Genomic DNA, 15963 nt, shown 5'->3' on the forward strand with positions numbered 1-15963 from the left:
ACTTCTTTTATTGTTGGCCGGTATTGTTTCTGCTTCGGTTTCTGTATTCCTTAGAAGGCGATGTGCAGCAGCTCAAACAGCAGTCCCCAGGCTGCGCCGAGGACATACAGCATGATGACGATCTTGATGTTTTCTTTCGGGTGACGGTTTGTACGGAACAGGACGAGGAGGCCGACGCCTGCGCTGACCAGAAGGCCGGACATCATCTGACCGGGTGTGATCATTCCGTCAAGGTACAGCTGTGTAATGGCTACGGAGGCGCCGCAGTTGGGAATCAGGCCGATCAGAGATGTCAGAAAGACGCCGATGATCTTTCGCCTGGAAAGAAAGGCAGTGATATAGGCTTCGCCGACATTTTCGACAATGATTCCGAGAACCAGGGAAATGATGAAAACGAAGAGGGCGATATGGATCGTATGAATGAGGGCGGAGAGGAAGATACTGTCTTCTTCATCTTCGCAATGGCAGTGCTCGGCTTCACAAAGGTCGTGTATGCGCTTCTGCGTCTTGTATTTGTATTTTGTAAAGCGCAGGAAGAAGTCGATGGCGATGCCCGTGACGATGCCGATGGCGGCCTTGGTGAATACGATCTTCAGGATTGTATTCATGTTTGTCTGGCTCGAAATCAGCAGCGGCAGCATTTCATCGCTGGTTGAAAAGAAGACGGAAATCAGTGTTCCGATTGTCAGAAGTCCTCCGGCATACAGAGATGCGGCGGCGGCAGAGAAGCCGCATTGCGGAACCATGCCTACGATGCCTCCGAAGAGAGGTCCAAGTCTGCCGACTTTTGAGAGGACGCTGATCTGCTTTTCCTGCGTCTTTCGCTCGAGCCATTCCATGACCAGGTATGTGATAAACAGGAACGGGAGCAGTTTAGCTGTATCGATTGCGGCATCAACAATGCCATCCAGTAACCAGTTCATTTGATTTCTCCTTCTTCTTTGGCACACGTTTCACACAGGCCCACGAGCATACTGTGGGCGCATTCGAGCCGGAATCCATGCGTTTTGATGAGAAAGCTGCTCAGATCCTGCATCTCACTGTCACTGAGGTGGATGATGCGTCCGCACCGGCGGCAGTAGAGATGAATGTGATTCATGCATGCGTGATCTTTGCGGGCATACTGATAAAGAGCTTCTTCGCCTGTGATGTCCATGGTCTTGATGAGGGCATTTTCTTCGCACAGTTTTTCAAGATTTCTGTATACCGTGACGAGATTGATATTGATCTGATCGTTCTGCATCTGCTGGTAGATCCGGGAGGCGCTGAAGCGTTGATCCCTATCTTCTTCGAAGTAATGCAGAATCTGCTGTTTGTATTTCGAGCTTTTCATAGTTCTATCCTGCAAATAATTTGCGTTATCAAGTATACACTGCATGAAGGGTAATGCAAATAATTTGCACATAAGTATTCTCCGGTTCCGTTGTGTCTGCGGGTCTCTATCACTCGCCCGCCGGCATATCGGCTGAATCAGATAAGGTGCTACAATGACTGAAAAACAGGGGCAGCAGCCATGATGGAAAAAGACAGAGCGACAATTGAGTATTACAACGCCAACGCCGGCGCATTTGCGGCTTCTACGAAGGATGTTGCCTTTGCGTCGATGCAACAGAGATTTCTGAAGCATATTCCACAGCATGGAAGAATACTTGACTTTGGAGGCGGATCCGGAAGAGATACGAAGTATTTTCTGGAACATGGATATTCTGTGGATGCGATCGATGGCTCTGAAGAAATGTGTCGCAATGCCTCTGCCTATACAGGCATCACCGTCAGACATATGTACTTTGAGGAACTGAATGAAACCGGTGTCTATGATGGGATCTGGGCCTGTGCTTCGATTCTGCATGTACATAAAGAAGATCTGCCGGACATCTTTCAAAAGATGTGCAGAGCACTGAAAGAAAACGGAACCCTGTATGTTTCGTTTAAATATGGAACGTTTGAAGGGGAAAGGAACGGAAGATACTTCACAGATCTCAATGAAGACGGTTTGAGGAAAGTGATCAGGGAGATTCCTGAACTTGTCATTGCCGAGACATGGGTCACGGGTGATGCGCGTCCCGGAAGAGAAAACGAGAAGTGGCTCAATGCTTTGCTGGTGCGGAGATAATTGATATAGTGGCGGCGCATACCCCGTCTATAGCAGCTCAAGCTGTTTAGGCGGGGTTAGCCGCCTTTCTTCTTCCTGCCTGACGGCGATATCCTTCGTTATCGCGTTTTCCCTGTTCCTGGATATAGATTCTGACAGCCTCTTCGGTGGTTTCAGATACGGTGCTCAGGAAGTAGCTGTCAGACCAGAAAAGGTCTTTCCAGTAATACTTTTCCAATGCAGAAGAAAACTCTTTCCTCAGCAGCCGGGAAGTAACCGTTTTATAATTGTTCACCAGTTTAGAGAGCTGCGTCTGTGGAGAGGCTTCGAAAAGAAGATGCACATGATCTTTGTCAGTAGTAATCTCCAGAATTCGGCACTTCCAGTCGCCTTCTATCACTTCGCGACTGATCTGAATCAGCCGATTGGCGAGCTCCCCTGTAAGCACCGGATGTCTGTATTTAGTGACTACAACCAAATTGTACTGAAGCTTATAAATAGAATGCCTGTTCCTATGATATTCAGCGTAATAGTCCATATCTATGCCTCCATCTATTTAATCGTACCACTAAAAATGTTATACTGTATTTAGGAGATAGGAAATGCAGGTTGTTGGAAGCTATGGTATACGCATTCGAGACAGCCATGATGCGCTGAAAAGAACAGCGGATCTCTTTTCAGATGCCGTCGCCCATCTTGTCCGCCCTGCACTTGAAAACTGGGATGCCTTATGCGAAGCAGGGGGAGCACAAATGCGGCAGAGAATGCTTGAGCGCATGATCCATTCTGCTAAGGGTTTCTCTTCATCTGACGCCTTCGATCAGAAGTTTCCAAAATTTCCTTCCTATTATCGCAGAGCCGCTATTATGCAGGCTCTTGGTATCGTTTCTGCTTATCAGTCATCTCTGAAGAACTGGAAGGCGAACGGCTGTACGGGAGAACCACCAAAGCTGGATTCCTGTAAGCACCGGATGCCTGCACTGTATCGCGGCAACACTTATAAGCCTGTGATCGATGAACAGACAGGCAAAGTGCTGCCTTATGCGGCAAAGATCAAGGTGCTCCGCAAAAACGATTGGGTATGGGATACCGTTCGCCTATCTAAGACGGATGTTGACTACCTTGACAAGAGAGGCAGAAACGGAGATATCTCTGCTCCCGTGCTGGAGAAGAAGCACGGATGCTGGAAGCTGAGATTTGCAGTAACGGAAACTGTAGAATTGTCCGCAAAACCTGTATCGGAGCAGAAGATCTGTGCTGTCGACCTGGGGATTCGTACAGATGCGGTATGCAGTATCATGGACTCGAAGGGTACTGTCCTGGCGCGTAAGTTCATTATGCGCGGAAGAGAAGACTCTTTGAGCAATGCCCTGCATCGGGTGTCTGTATTCCAGTCTCTGCATGGATCACATGACTCCGGACGGCTCTGGAATATTGCAAAGCGAAGAAACAGGAATCTTGCACATCAGATTGCGCGGGAGATTGTGAACTTTGCCATTGCGAATGAGTGCGATGCCATTGTCATGGAGCATCTTGATACGAAAGGCAGAAAGTGCGGCAGTAAGAAGCAGAAACTTGCCATGTGGAAGCACGCTGACATTCAGAAAACCGTAGAAAGCCTTGCCCATCATTATGGGATTCGCATCTCACGTGTCAATGCATGGGGAACCAGCCGTCTTGCGTATGACGGAACCGGACGTGTCAGACGGGGAAGAGAAGTGTCCGAAGACACGCCTTATGACGTCTGTGTATTCAAAAGCGGAAAGATCTACAATTGCGACCTTTCCGCCAGCTACAACATCGGTGCCCGTTATTTTATCCGCGGGCTGTTAATGGAATCACCCGATCTTATGACAAAAGTCTCTGGGATCGGGAGTGGAACCCAAAGGACGTTAGCTGACCTATGGAAGATCAACAGGGTTTTGTACCCTCTGCTTCCAGCGGCAGTCTGACGATCCCGACATAAGTCTGAGAAACGTTAGTACAGATGGGTGCATAAGCTTCGGCTTGTGTGCTGTGCTGTTACCGTATCGTTTGTGCAGACGGAAGTCTGAGGGCACACAAGCCCTTGGAAGCCCCGTCTATAGTGCGTTAGCACTTAGGAGGGGAGGTTCACCTTTCGATTGCCCAGGAAAATATGTGGCTGCGCGCGGACGAGCTTGGACTTGGCGGCGTGTGGCTGGCCATCGCTCCGGAGCAGGAGCGGATGGACAATGTTCGCAGGATTCTGAATCTTCCGGACAATGTTGAGGCTTTTTCGCTGTTCCCGCTGGGCTGGCCTGGGGAATCACGGCCGCAGCAGAACCGTTTCCACGAAGAACGGATTCATTGGGTTGACTGAGAGAAATACAGGAGGCAGACATGCGGCGCGAAATTGTAAAGGATGAACTGTTTCTGCGGCAGAAGGCTGAGCCGGCGGGGGAATCAGATCTCTGGATTGCGCAGGATCTGAAAGATACGCTGGACGCGAACCACAGCATCTGTGCAGGCATGGCTGCGAATATGATCGGTTTTGCCAGAGCAATCATCATCGTTGCGATCGGTGATTTTGACCTTGTGATGATCAATCCAAAGATTGTCAAAAAAAGCGGCCCTTATACGGCCAAAGAGGGATGTCTGAGTCTTGATGGTGTGCGGAGTGCGAAGCGGTGGCAGAAGATCACGGTGCGCTATCAGGATCTCTCACTGCAGTGGCATACGGAGGATTTTTCTTCGATGACGGCTGAAGTCATTCAGCATGAGTGCGATCATCTGCAGGGCATCCTCATATAAAAAAGACGGGCAGGAACTGCCTGCCCGTCAGTCATCGAGAATCTGATACAGAATGCGGTAGAGGGAGCGTGCATCTTCCTGATTCAGGTGGATGCAGGCTCCTATTTTCGCTGGAATATCCTCTGCCTGTTTCTTTAATGCTTTGCCTTTTTCGGTGAGCTGAATCGTTACCCTGCGCTCATCTTCCTTACTGCGAAGGCGTTTAACAATACCTTCTGTCTCCATCTTCTTGAGTAGGGGCGTCAGGGTACCGTTATCGAGATGAAGCAGATCGCCGATCGCTCCGACCGTCTGACCGTCCTTTTCCCACAGAACAAGAAGAACAATGTACTGGGTATAGGTGATGCCAAGCGGCTTCAGAAGCGGCGTATAGGCGCCGGTAACTTTGCGTGCCGCAGCATAGAGAGGAAAGCACAGCTGATTCTCCAGTTTCAGTGCATCCTCCGGTTTCATGGTTTCGACGCTCATCAGATCAGTGCCGCAACTGCGTCACGGACCGCCTTCATGTCTGCCGTCGGCTCGAAGCGTGCAACGACATTGCCCTGCCGGTCGATCAGGAACTTGGTGAAGTTCCACTTGATCTCGGAGTTGTGCTCGTAGTCCTTGTCAATCTTCTTGAGCATGACATTCATCGCAAGTGCCTTGGGACCCTTGCCGAATCCTTCAAACGTCTTCTGGCTCTTCAGATACTTGTAGAGATCCAGCGCGTTTTCACCATTGACTTCGCTCTTCTTCATCTGATCGAACTGCGTATTGTACTTGAGTGTGCAGAACTCATGGACCTCTTCATCGGTACCCGGTGTCTGACCTGCAAACTGGTTGCACGGAATATCGAGAATCTCCAGTCCTTTGTCATGGAACTCTTCATAGATGCTTTCGAGATCCTTGTACTGCGGCGTAAATCCGCAGCCGGTTGCGGTATTGACGACAAGAACGACCTTGCCCTCGAATTCTTTCATCGACAGTTCAGAACCATCACGCTTTGTTACAGAATAATCATAGAAAGTGCTCATCACTTTAACCTCCGTTCATTTATATTTGAAGCAATTAGATTGTATCAAATATAAAATTGGAATCAATAGTCACGCGCACCGAAAATTGCCGTGCCGATCCGAACCATCGTCGCACCTTCCTTGATCGCGGCTTCATAGTCCTGCGTCATCCCCATGGACAGTTCATGGACCGGAGCGTCCGGAATCTCAATCTCCAGACGATCCCTCAGCCTGCGCAGCTGTTCAAAATAGGGACGGTTGGCCTGTGGATCGTCTGACTTTGGCGCCGAGGTCATCAGGCCGCAGATCCGGATGTGGCTCAGTCGGCTGATTTCCCCGGCGATGGCGGGTACATCTTCTGCTTTGAAACCGAACTTTGTATCTTCTTCTGCAACATTGACTTCCAGAAGAATGTTCATGGTTGTATCGGCTTTGGCCGCCTGCCTGTCGATTTCCTCTGCTAGAGCGAGCGAGTCGACAGAATGAATCATCACTGTTTTGCCAATGAGGTACTTCACTTTGTTGCGCTGCAGGTGACCGATCATGTGCCAGGCAGTTGTTTCGGGAAGCTGACTGTACTTCTCCATGAGCTCCTGAACATAGTTTTCTCCAAAGGAGGTCTGGCCAAGCTCCTGCAGGGTCTCAATATCCCTCACCGGTTTCTTCTTACTGACGGCGATGAGCCGGACGTCCTGAGGGTTTCTGCCCGCCTGCCGGCAGGCTTGTGTGATCTTATCCTTCACTGTCTGATAGTTATCCTTTAATTGTTCTGCACTCAGCTGCATTTTTTTCTGCCTCTTCCACTATCTTACGCATTTTTTCTGCCGATGATCAGGCACAGCGAAGCTAAGATAATGAATAGGATTACTGCAATATCACTTGAATAGCAATGACTGCAGGGGGATGAAATTGACGCTCTTGGCAGCCAGGAGGGGAATGCGCTGGCGGATGCGGTGCTGAGTGCTGTCAAATACAATCGGACAGGATCCGGGATGGGCGATGCCTATGGCCTTTCGATCTACTTTCCGTATCAGAATCTGAACCGGGTTAATACGATGACTTCGACCTATGCCGATATCGGCATGGATGATTCCTACAGTGACTGCGTCAGGGCGTTTGCCAAGATGGAGGCATCGGGTCAGGCGGCTTCCGGAGGAATCAGTTCGCCATTCTCCATGCTCAGTTCGGGTTCCTATTCTTCACTGGACGCAGATGCCATCAATGATCTGCTCAATGTGTTCCTGGGTGGCGATCTTTCCTCGATTGGTCTTTCATCCGGACGCTTTATGGAAGAGGCACCGCTGTCGGATGATGCGGTACGAACAGCGGTCCTGGACAACCGCTTCGATCCATCACAGCTGGTCTGGGATCAGGGGGAAGATGGATCCTGCCTCCTTTCGCTGAGCGAAGAAACATGGAAGAATGTTACACGTCTTGAGAAAAACCTCTATGTCGATGATGGTGGCGGCTATATCGATCTCGGCCTGGATAACCAGTTTGATTTCGATGATTCCGGCGCTCTGGTGGTGGACGGGGAAGGAACGTGCCTCGCGGTTAATAATCAGCCGGTCGCCTACTATCACATTTCAACGACGGAAACTTCAGGGGAAACCGTGATCCGCGGCCGCATTCCTGCATTGCTCAACGTGGAATATGTGAATCTCATGGTTGTCTTTGACAAAATTTCCGCCGCCGCAAGCCAACGTATTTCAATCGTTGGCCAGGTGGCATAAAAAATGTTGAAAATTTAGCCTTCGATAAAATATTACAGCTACATGGTATGCTATACTGCGTATATGGAAAAAGACGCATACAGACGCACAAATACGACGGTTTCGCTGCTGAATTATCATTTCGTTTTCTGCCCCCGCTACCGCAGAAAAATATTCGACGTTCTGGGCGTAGATGAATACTTCAAAAAACTGGTGGAAGAAGTGTGCGGGCAGCACGATCTTCAGATCCTTGCGATGGAGTGCGATCACGATCATGTGCATCTGTTTGTTTCTGCTCCGCCCACAACGGCGCCTTATGAAATCATGAAATGGATCAAGGGTGCGACTTCCCGTAAAATCAGAATGCAGTTTTCTGCATTGAACTCGATGTCCGCCTTATGGACGCGAAGCTATTTTGTCTCAACGGCAGGGAAGGTGAGTTCTGCCACGATACGGCATTATGTAGAGACGCAGAAGACAAGACCTTAAGAGAAAGGTGAAAGCATTTATGTTCACGGTACGGCTTCCAATTGATACAGATAAATCTGCAGAAGCGTATTTCAATAAATGCTTTTTCTATGCCTGGAAATCCAGCAATCTCATGGTCTGTTGTGCGCAGCAGAGGATGAATGCGCTGAATTGTGATCGTGCCTATCGGAATGCAAGAGAAGAATACGGGCGCAGATTCTCAGGGAAGAAGACAGAAGACCTGAACAAAGATCAGAAACGCCGGAAGAAAGAACTTTCTGCGCTAATGCAGGAGAAGCAGAAAGCCTATGGCCTCTCCAAAACGGATTTTGAAAAATACCTTTCTGTTCAGCAGCACAAATACCGTGCATGGCTTACTTCCCATCAGATGCAGGCGATTGCCGATCAGGTATGGAAAGGGGCTGAATCCGTTCTCTATGGCAAAGGCAGATCTCTGCATTTTAAGAGGCTTACGGAGATGGATACCATTCCCCAGAAAGACAATAATGGGATTCGCCTGAACGGATGGAATGATCTTGTGTTTATGAAACGTCACTATGCACTGAAGACTCCGGATTCTGCATATATGCAGTCTGTCAGGGACGGAGATGCCCGTGTGCGCTACTGTTATCTGAAGCGGATCGAGTTCAGCAGCGGATGGAAATATTATGCCGTCATTGTATTGGAAGGTGACCCTCCGCATAATGAAAAATCCAGACAAGGGCACAGAGTCGGCATTGACCTTGGGACTTCAACGGTTGCCGCAGAATCGGAAGACCAGGTGATGCTGGAAAATCTGGCACCGGATTCCATCCGCTATGAGAAAGCGGTCCGGCATCTGCAGGCTCTTCTTGATCATAAGATGCGAATGGCAAATCCGGATAACTATGCAGAAGACGGGACAGTCCGAAAAGGTAAAAAGAAACAGGCCGGATTTGCACACGGGTGCTATCGGCCCCCTGATCTTGCCTTTTTTCCGGCAAACAATGTTCTGTATCTAAGCGTTTCAGGCGTTTCAAATCCTAGATTTAACAGAAAGTCGATCTTTTCGTAGATGTCATTTGGTGCGTTATAGATCAGTGCGAACAAGTTCAGATAGTCTGGCAGATCGTCCCTCTCGAAACCACTGTGGGCTTTCAAGAATTTTTGGAGGAGGTTGTGTACCCAATGGCGTTAAGTTAAGGGCTTGAAAAGCCCTGATATCTGTTGCAGTTGGCATTCTGAGCCACACTGATGATTGAGATGATCAACGGTGTGGCTTTTCTTCCGGATCGTGTGATCAAAACTGACACATTTTGCCAAAACGAAAAGGACAGAGCGATTGCCTGTCACGAAAATCGGTGGATTTAGGTTTGCGGATGTTTTATACTCTGATCGTTAGGCAGATCTATACGTAAACAACTTTGCGGATTGAGAACGTATATTTCTAACAAACGATCTTCCTGGTCTGATTGGGATCAGGAACTTTTTTATTCTGAGTATCAGCTTCTCCTCATCAATATGGCCTGCAAGATACTGCCTGATATTTGTCACAGCAGAGCTGAAATTGAATCTGTACTCATGTATGGTGGCTGACTTTTCTGACGGCACGGCTGCCACAATGAACTGGCAGAGGTTATACAGAATTGTCCGCGCATAGATTTCCTGATAAAGAAACTGTATGTTTCTGCCATGAAATTCGGTAAGCCCGATAGTATATTTCAACTCGCGAAAACTTCCTTCAATGCCCCATCTTTGGTGATACAGCTCTTTCATTACGCTGATCGGGAACTGATCTCCTGGCAGGTTGGTAATCAGGCATTCATAAGTATCGTCGGTGATTTTGAATCGTACTGCCCGAAAATTCAGATAATACGATTCTTCTTCGATGGGAAGAAATCGGAAGAGCTGATTATTCATGATACGGACATATTTTTCCGGATGCCGCTTTACTTCATTGGTCTGCAGTCTGGTAATTTCTTTTCCCAGATCAAGGTCGAACTCCTCATCCTTCAAATTCATGGTGCTGAGAATCCCATTGCTTGAGATATCTTTGACGCGAATGATGTATTTTATCTGGTTCTCAGTGAGAAATGCCAGCAGCTGATATTTCTCATAACCGCGATCGGCAATATAAATGAACTTTCCATATTTCTCTGCATTCTTTTCAAGCATTTCTTCTGCGGCATTGGGCTCATTTGATTTGGCTGCTGTATCAATCTCAATGTCGGCATAACAGCGATTCAAAACATCGTATAACGCATTCAGATGAAGCTGATTAAAGCCTCGTGCCATTCCGTTCTGGATATGATAAGTCTCACTGTCTTCCGGATTATATGGAATATTGATATCGGATCCGTCGGAAGCCAGAAGTCGATATCCCTGAAACCGATTGTTGACGTTAATACTGTCAGTGAATAAAGTGAATACCCGATACAGCGCCCGGGGATCCAATTTCCGCCGCTGTTGAATGACAGCAGAAACAGATGGAGGGACCTCCATATCAGTGAAATAATCTCCGATCTCAGAAGATAATGATTTGGATTGGAACTGGATCAGGAATTTCATGAGCTCTTCCGGCGGCAGTTTACGCTTGCGGGTGAAATCAAACCCGGGAGATTTGCAGTAGCAGCCAATAGAAGAAGACACATAGTTGATCGCATCATTGAGATGCTTATGAACAGCGCCCAGCGAATAGAGATAGGAAACCATAGTCGAAAAATACCCCCTACAATTTCCTTCGGATTGTCTAAAAATTCCTGTGCTCAGCCTGTCAAGTGCCTTTTTGAAAAAAGTGCATGTTTATGCATTTTCTGATGCTTTTATGTAAGTGGTGAAAACGTCTTGGCATAGCACTTTGCAAAATAAAAAACACTCGCCATATTTTGAAACGAGTGTTTCTTGTCAGAAGTCAGTGTTTCCTGTTAACTTACTGACATTGGTTGTGTACCTGGTTAATTTCATTTAACGGGTTCTTGTTATCCGGGAGTTTTTTTATCTTCTTGGAGTCGTACTCAATGTTTTCTAAATCGAGCTTTCGAACCAGCATTTTGTGACAAACATCTTTATCGGTGATTAATGTTGATTCCGGCTTAATATGATCCTTCAAAACTTCATATACATCCTTCTGCGTTGGCTGTCCAAGGCCAATGAATTTGACGAATACAGGTTCGCCGTCCGTAATTGTCTCAATGCACATCTGGTTTCTGGAATGCCCACGCAGCTTATGATTATTTTCTTTGCGAATGATATCTTCACTGCGTACAGGGAGATAGGTTTCATCACAGTAGATATTCCCGTCTAAGAGTATAGGATCCTGAATGTTCCGCAGCAGCAGGCAAGTCTTCTTGAACCAGTATTTTGCGGTTGTAAAAGCGTTTCTGTTATTCCATGAGTCTGCCGTCAGGCTAAGATATTCAAGAAGATTTCGCCAGTATTCGATCCACTCGGTAATTGATATCTTATGGTCGGCAAAAATCGTTCCTGTAATTACAGTGAACTTTCGATGGCAAGCATTGCAGCGATAGATCTGAATGCCGTTTGAAGAATGACCATCTTTCTTAAAATCAGTAGAACCGCAGTACCTGCATGAATGCGGTTGATAGGAGTTAACAAGACGTATCTCATCAGAACTGCTAATTTGCGGATGACGCTGGCTGTAATGGGTTATGACGTCATTCCGAATAAAGTCTTCGGAAGAAGTGCGGACAGGTAAAAAATCCCAGGGCGTTTTACGCCGGGATTTAAAACGATTCGACTTTGATTTCATTAAGGTGGTGGCCCTAGACTTAGGCAGACAGCAGTGCAGGGCCACCACGCACCAAGTACACAGCTGCCTGCCTAAGCATACTTTCTAAGTTCCTTTCGGAACTGCCTCAATCGTATGCCAATTAGCACCCGTGTGCAAATCCGGCCTTAAAAGAAATGGCACATCTCCCGGCAGGCAAAGCGTCTGAAAAAGAGAATTCGTGTTCTGCACAGAAAAGAAGCCGCTTATGTTCTCTGTTCTCATCGGCGGCAGATCAACCGCATCCTGAGCAGCGCGGACGAAGTGATCGTTGAACCGGTCCGTCTGAAGGCAATGCAGAAAAGATCAAAAAAGACCGAACGGAGCGGCAAGGAAACTGTAATCAACGGAAAGATTGTCCATAAGTACAAGCGGAAGAAGCGATACGGTCATTCGATTAAGAATCACGCTCCGGGCAGATTCCTTCTGGAGCTGAAGAGAAAAGCAGAAGTGATGGATATACCATACTTTGAGATACAGACTTCTGCATACAAAGCATCTCAATTCCATCACGACACCGGAGAATACATTCCGTCCAGGGTGAACGAGCGATACAAAGTAATTTCCAATATCACGGTACAGAGGGATCTGTACTCTGCATTCCTGATCCGGCATACGCTTGATACGCTGAATGCGCCGGACATCGATGCATGTATTAATGATTTTGAGAAGTTCGCAGACATTTCCAACCGTGAGCTGGCGGCTATGAAAGCGGCCGGCATCAGCAATCAAGCCTGCTGGGGCTTCTGAATCCAGAAAGATCAACCGTTCCAGACATCGGACGGGCCATACGAAAGTACGCACAGTGTGCGGAAATCCGGCGAAGCCGACTGTCTGCGGAGCCTATATGCGACCGGGCGAATGCGAGGTATCAAGTGCATACAAGCGGCGCTGAATACTCTGTAAGACAAGACTGTGCAATCTTCATCTGCACAGCAGGAATCCCACGAATTCTATTCGTGGGAGGATGTCAAACGTGGACCGTCAGTGATGTGATCGTTCCCGAAAAGCTGTCGCTGTCCTATCAGTTTACGGACCTTTACGGCAATGTTTCCTGGGCCCCGGCACTGGAAATTGACAACGATTGAAAAACACCTCACCTGAGAGGGTGAAAAAGAAAAGATGGTGATTGACGGCAGGTGATTTATAGTAATCCCACGATGTCTGAAGTCTCCTATGATCGCAGGGAATTGTTGAAGGAAAGTATCTCCATTGCCTGGCCGGCGGTACTGGAGTCTTTCTTTGTGGCTCTTGCCGGAATGATCGATACATTGATGGTTTCGTCGCTGGGTACGTATGCTGTGGCGGCGGTCGGTCTGACAGTGCAGCCAAAATACATCTGTCTCTCGGTATTCTTTGCGATCAACGTTGCCGTATCCGCACTGGTGGCACGCCGCCGCGGTCAGGACGATTCCAAAGGTGCCAACCGCGTTCTGGTGACGGCAGTGGTACTGTCCGTTCTTGTATGTGCTTTGATCAGCGTCCTTTCGGTGGCACTGGCGGATCCGATCATTCGTCTTTGCGGATCGGCGGCAGATACACATACGCCCGCCGTGGAATACTTTACAGTCATACAGGGCGGCATGATCTTCAATGTACTGACGATGCTGATCAACGCTGCCCAGAGAGGAGCGGGAAATACATTGATCGCGATGCAGACGAATGTCGTCTCGTCACTGGTCAACATCTGCTTCAACTATCTTCTGATCGGAGGAAACTTTGGGTTTCCGGCACTGGGACTGTATGGCGCAGCGATTGCGACCGTACTTGGCACCGCCGTATCGGCCATCATGGCAATCATCTCCCTGTTACGGAAGAACGGCTATCTGTCCCTTGGGCGGATCGTGAAGGAAAAGATTGCTCCGTCTGTCGAGGTTCTGAAGTCCATTTATCACCTGGCAGGGAATCTTCTTGTTGAAAATGTTGCGATGCGGGTTGGCTTCATGGCAACTTCGATCATGGCGGCACGCCTGGGGACGGACGCCTTTGCGGCCCATCAGGTCGGCATGAACTTTCTGAGTCTTGGTTTTTCGTTCGGCGATGGTATGCAGGCGGCGGCCGTTGCCCTGATCGGAAGGTCGCTTGGGGAACAGAAGCCGGATAAGGCAAAGGTATACGGTTCTATCTGCCAGCATGTCGGCCTTGCGCTGTCGATAGCGCTTGGCCTGGTATGTCTGATCTTCGGCAGAGATCTATTCAGGATCTTCTTCAGCGCCGATGATGTGCTTGCAATGGGCGTCATCATCATGCGCTATACCAGCGTCATCGTTCTCTTCCAGATTTCCCAGGTCATTTACAGCGGCTGCCTGCGGGGCGCGGGAGATGTGCGCTATTGTCTCTATGTGGCACTGATCAGTGTGACATTGATCCGGACGATTGTGACCTGGCTGCTGACCGGTGTATTCTCGTTTGGCCTTCACGGGATCTGGACCGGCGTTCTGTCAGATCAGTTGTCGCGCCTGATTCTGCTGCGGATCCGGTTTGCGCAGGGAAACTGGACAAAGATCCGGATCTGAGTATGTTGAAGAGGGAGGTGAGACAATGATCTATCGAACAATGGGTGACACGGTTGTGGTGCGGCTTCAGCCGGGTGAGGAAATTCTTGACAGTATCAAGGCAATTGCCGCAAAGGAACATATTACGGCCGGCTATATCAATGGACTTGGGGCAAGCGATGACTTTGATGTCTGCGTCTATGACCTGAAAGAGAAGAAGTATTTCCCGGTTCATGTCGGTGTGCAGAGCGAGATTACCAGTCTTTTCGGCATCGTGTCGAAGAAGGACGGCAGTCCGTTTCTGCATGTACATATGCAGGCAATGACAAAGGACGGTACGGCGGCAGGAGGACATCTGCAGCGCTGCGTCATCAATGCGACCGCCGAGATTGTGATTCATGTTCTGCCGGGAGAAATCGGCAGAATGGTGGATCCGGCGACGGGATTGACGGTCATGGAGCTTTGATCGCAGTTACATCTGCAAAGTAAAACGCAGTGCCGGCACAGATCTGTGTCTGACACTGCGTTTTTCTGATCATTGAATCTTTGCTTTCTTTTCGTTGGCGGAGGCGATGATGTCGTAATCCTGTACGAAGTTGAGATCGAACTCCTTGACGATGCTGAGAGCCCGGTTGAGATACTCATCTGTCAGGAACATCCTGGGATCATGAATGTCCATGCCGATGATGACAGGGACATGGCGCTCTGAAAACACCTTAAAGAAGGGCTTCGAAGGGTAGGCATAACGCTCTCCGTCTTCATATTTGTGGAAGCCGTAGTCACGCACGCCGCTGCCGCAGTTGAGTTCGACAGGAACGCCGTATTTGAGCGCCGTGTCGGCAATCCGACGGGCCGTTTCCGTGACCGCCTCATCATAGCGGGGATAACTCCAGAGACATACATCCGGATGGCAGATGTAATCAACGAGATTTTCACTGCACGCCTGTTCGATGCGGTCGCAATAGCGCATCAGTGCGTCCGGCGTCCTGATCTCGTAGGTGTTTTCATCTTCGAGCGTGATCCAGTGCTGCCCGAGAATCATATAATCCAGTTCCTTGCGTACTTTGCGGAGATAATCGATCTGTTCGGGGTAGTATTCTGCTTCGATGCCGGTATAGATCGTTATCTGATCGCGGTATTTTTCTTTCAGCCGGCGGATCGAGGCGACATAGCCCGGGTACTCCTCCATGCTCATATGGAGGGTTGGGGCCGGCTTTTCAAAAGGAATATGGTCCGAAAAGCCAAGGACTTCGACGCCTGCCTGAATTGCGGCCTGAACGTACTCTTCATCTTCCCCAACCGCGTGGCCGCAGCGCTTGGTGTGGGTGTGCCAGTTTTTCCTGATCATAACGAAATGGGTTATACCACGGAAACGTAAATTCCGCATCACAATCACGTCAGCATTTTCCATGGGAAAAATCAAGACTGGAATGCGGCGAAGGTTTTGGCTAGGATACACATCAGAATCAGGAGAGCGGTATGGCAAAGAAGACGGAATCACTGGATGAACTTGTAAAGCGGCTTGATGAAGCCGAGAAGGAATATGCCGAGAAGGCGAGCCGGATAGATCTTGATAAGCTTCTTGAAGAAACGAAAAAGATGACCGGAATCAACTGATTCATGGATCCTGCTGAGAGGCAGGATTTTTTTTGCATTCGGGATATTG

The 15963-nt window shown here is 48.7% G+C and carries 21 protein-coding genes; 12 read left to right on the top strand and 9 right to left on the bottom strand.

Annotation, left to right across the window (positions count from 1 at the left end):
- Nucleotides 1-50: 50 nt before the first annotated feature.
- Together C1714_RS07195 and C1714_RS14015 are read right to left on the bottom strand one after the other, a co-directional pair.
- A complete protein-coding gene (locus C1714_RS07195) occupies nucleotides 51-923 on the bottom strand; it encodes a putative manganese transporter (RefSeq protein WP_102342547.1) in 873 nt (290 codons plus the stop codon).
- A complete protein-coding gene (locus C1714_RS14015; RefSeq protein ID WP_167849967.1) occupies nucleotides 920-1333 on the bottom strand; it encodes a Fur family transcriptional regulator in 414 nt (137 codons plus the stop codon). The genes C1714_RS07195 and C1714_RS14015 overlap by 4 nt, the downstream gene beginning before the upstream one ends.
- Before the next feature lie 183 nt (nucleotides 1334-1516).
- Here C1714_RS14015 and C1714_RS07205 point away from each other — a divergent pair, with 183 nt between their 5' ends.
- Nucleotides 1517-2113 (top strand): class I SAM-dependent methyltransferase, encoded by a 597-nt coding sequence (locus C1714_RS07205; RefSeq protein ID WP_210115269.1) that lies wholly within the window; start codon nucleotides 1517-1519, stop codon nucleotides 2111-2113.
- A 46-nt stretch (nucleotides 2114-2159) separates the two neighbouring features.
- On the opposite strand, the gene tnpA (C1714_RS07210) is transcribed toward C1714_RS07205, so the two are convergent.
- The gene (gene tnpA, locus C1714_RS07210; RefSeq protein ID WP_102342549.1) at nucleotides 2160-2630 is read right to left on the bottom strand and encodes an IS200/IS605 family transposase; all 471 of its coding nucleotides are present in this window, start codon (nucleotides 2628-2630) and stop codon (nucleotides 2160-2162) included.
- Nucleotides 2631-2694: 64 nt separating this feature from the next.
- Here tnpA (C1714_RS07210) and C1714_RS07215 point away from each other — a divergent pair, with 64 nt between their 5' ends.
- From C1714_RS07215 to C1714_RS07225, 3 genes are all read left to right on the top strand, one after another.
- Nucleotides 2695-4044: an IS200/IS605 family accessory protein TnpB-related protein gene (locus tag C1714_RS07215; RefSeq protein WP_102342550.1), complete on the top strand. Its 1350-nt coding sequence runs from the start codon at nucleotides 2695-2697 to the stop codon at nucleotides 4042-4044.
- 170 nt (nucleotides 4045-4214) lie between these two features.
- The gene (locus tag C1714_RS07220) at nucleotides 4215-4433 is read left to right on the top strand and encodes a nitroreductase family protein (RefSeq protein ID WP_276843352.1); all 219 of its coding nucleotides are present in this window, start codon (nucleotides 4215-4217) and stop codon (nucleotides 4431-4433) included.
- A 20-nt stretch (nucleotides 4434-4453) separates the two neighbouring features.
- Nucleotides 4454-4864 (top strand): peptide deformylase, encoded by a 411-nt coding sequence (locus C1714_RS07225; RefSeq protein ID WP_102342552.1) that lies wholly within the window; start codon nucleotides 4454-4456, stop codon nucleotides 4862-4864.
- A 27-nt stretch (nucleotides 4865-4891) separates the two neighbouring features.
- On the opposite strand, the gene C1714_RS07230 is transcribed toward C1714_RS07225, so the two are convergent.
- The 3 genes from C1714_RS07230 to C1714_RS07240 form a co-directional block, all read right to left on the bottom strand.
- Nucleotides 4892-5332, bottom strand: coding sequence for a MarR family winged helix-turn-helix transcriptional regulator (locus tag C1714_RS07230; protein ID WP_245305075.1), 441 nt, complete (start codon nucleotides 5330-5332; stop codon nucleotides 4892-4894).
- Entirely contained in the window at nucleotides 5332-5877 is a 546-nt protein-coding gene (locus C1714_RS07235) for a glutathione peroxidase (protein WP_102342553.1), read from the bottom strand. Before C1714_RS07235 ends, C1714_RS07230 begins: the two co-directional genes overlap by 1 nt.
- Before the next feature lie 62 nt (nucleotides 5878-5939).
- On the bottom strand, nucleotides 5940-6641 hold the full coding sequence (locus tag C1714_RS07240) for a YggS family pyridoxal phosphate-dependent enzyme (RefSeq protein ID WP_102342554.1): 702 nt from the start codon (nucleotides 6639-6641) through the stop codon (nucleotides 5940-5942).
- 207 nt (nucleotides 6642-6848) lie between these two features.
- On the opposite strand from C1714_RS07240, the gene C1714_RS07245 reads away from it, so the two are divergent.
- The 3 genes from C1714_RS07245 (at nucleotide 6849) to C1714_RS07255 (ending at nucleotide 9090) form a co-directional block, all read left to right on the top strand.
- Nucleotides 6849-7589, top strand: coding sequence for a hypothetical protein (locus tag C1714_RS07245; protein WP_167849968.1), 741 nt, complete (start codon nucleotides 6849-6851; stop codon nucleotides 7587-7589).
- A 63-nt stretch (nucleotides 7590-7652) separates the two neighbouring features.
- On the top strand, nucleotides 7653-8057 hold the full coding sequence (tnpA, locus tag C1714_RS07250) for an IS200/IS605 family transposase (protein WP_102343176.1): 405 nt from the start codon (nucleotides 7653-7655) through the stop codon (nucleotides 8055-8057).
- Nucleotides 8058-8076: 19 nt separating this feature from the next.
- A complete protein-coding gene (locus C1714_RS07255; protein WP_102342556.1) occupies nucleotides 8077-9090 on the top strand; it encodes a hypothetical protein in 1014 nt (337 codons plus the stop codon).
- 323 nt (nucleotides 9091-9413) lie between these two features.
- Here C1714_RS07255 and C1714_RS07260 read toward each other — a convergent pair whose 3' ends face one another.
- Nucleotides 9414-10727, bottom strand: coding sequence for an IS4 family transposase (locus tag C1714_RS07260; protein WP_102342557.1), 1314 nt, complete (start codon nucleotides 10725-10727; stop codon nucleotides 9414-9416).
- A 217-nt stretch (nucleotides 10728-10944) separates the two neighbouring features.
- Nucleotides 10945-11784, bottom strand: a complete 840-nt coding sequence (locus C1714_RS07265; protein ID WP_102342558.1) for an IS1/IS1595 family N-terminal zinc-binding domain-containing protein — start codon at nucleotides 11782-11784, stop codon at nucleotides 10945-10947.
- A gap of 282 nt (nucleotides 11785-12066) precedes the next feature.
- Here C1714_RS07265 and C1714_RS07270 point away from each other — a divergent pair, with 282 nt between their 5' ends.
- The 4 genes from C1714_RS07270 (at nucleotide 12067) to C1714_RS07280 (ending at nucleotide 14763) form a co-directional block, all read left to right on the top strand.
- On the top strand, nucleotides 12067-12552 hold the full coding sequence (locus C1714_RS07270; protein ID WP_102342559.1) for a hypothetical protein: 486 nt from the start codon (nucleotides 12067-12069) through the stop codon (nucleotides 12550-12552).
- Between the two features lie 209 nt (nucleotides 12553-12761).
- Complete coding sequence (locus C1714_RS14565; RefSeq protein ID WP_276829445.1) at nucleotides 12762-12890, top strand: hypothetical protein; 129 nt, start codon at nucleotides 12762-12764, stop codon at nucleotides 12888-12890.
- Between the two features lie 72 nt (nucleotides 12891-12962).
- Entirely contained in the window at nucleotides 12963-14318 is a 1356-nt protein-coding gene (locus tag C1714_RS07275; protein ID WP_102342560.1) for an MATE family efflux transporter, read from the top strand.
- 25 nt (nucleotides 14319-14343) lie between these two features.
- Nucleotides 14344-14763 (top strand): PPC domain-containing DNA-binding protein, encoded by a 420-nt coding sequence (locus C1714_RS07280; protein ID WP_102342561.1) that lies wholly within the window; start codon nucleotides 14344-14346, stop codon nucleotides 14761-14763.
- 69 nt (nucleotides 14764-14832) lie between these two features.
- On the opposite strand, the gene C1714_RS07285 is transcribed toward C1714_RS07280, so the two are convergent.
- Nucleotides 14833-15645: a histidinol-phosphatase gene (locus tag C1714_RS07285; RefSeq protein WP_167849969.1), complete on the bottom strand. Its 813-nt coding sequence runs from the start codon at nucleotides 15643-15645 to the stop codon at nucleotides 14833-14835.
- A 131-nt stretch (nucleotides 15646-15776) separates the two neighbouring features.
- Here C1714_RS07285 and C1714_RS14020 point away from each other — a divergent pair, with 131 nt between their 5' ends.
- Entirely contained in the window at nucleotides 15777-15914 is a 138-nt protein-coding gene (locus tag C1714_RS14020; RefSeq protein ID WP_167849970.1) for a hypothetical protein, read from the top strand.
- Nucleotides 15915-15963: the final 49 nt, after the last annotated feature.

Origin of the sequence: Galactobacillus timonensis (genome assembly GCF_900240265.1) — a bacterium.
GTDB lineage: Bacteria > Bacillota_I > Bacilli_A > Erysipelotrichales > Erysipelotrichaceae > Bulleidia > Bulleidia timonensis.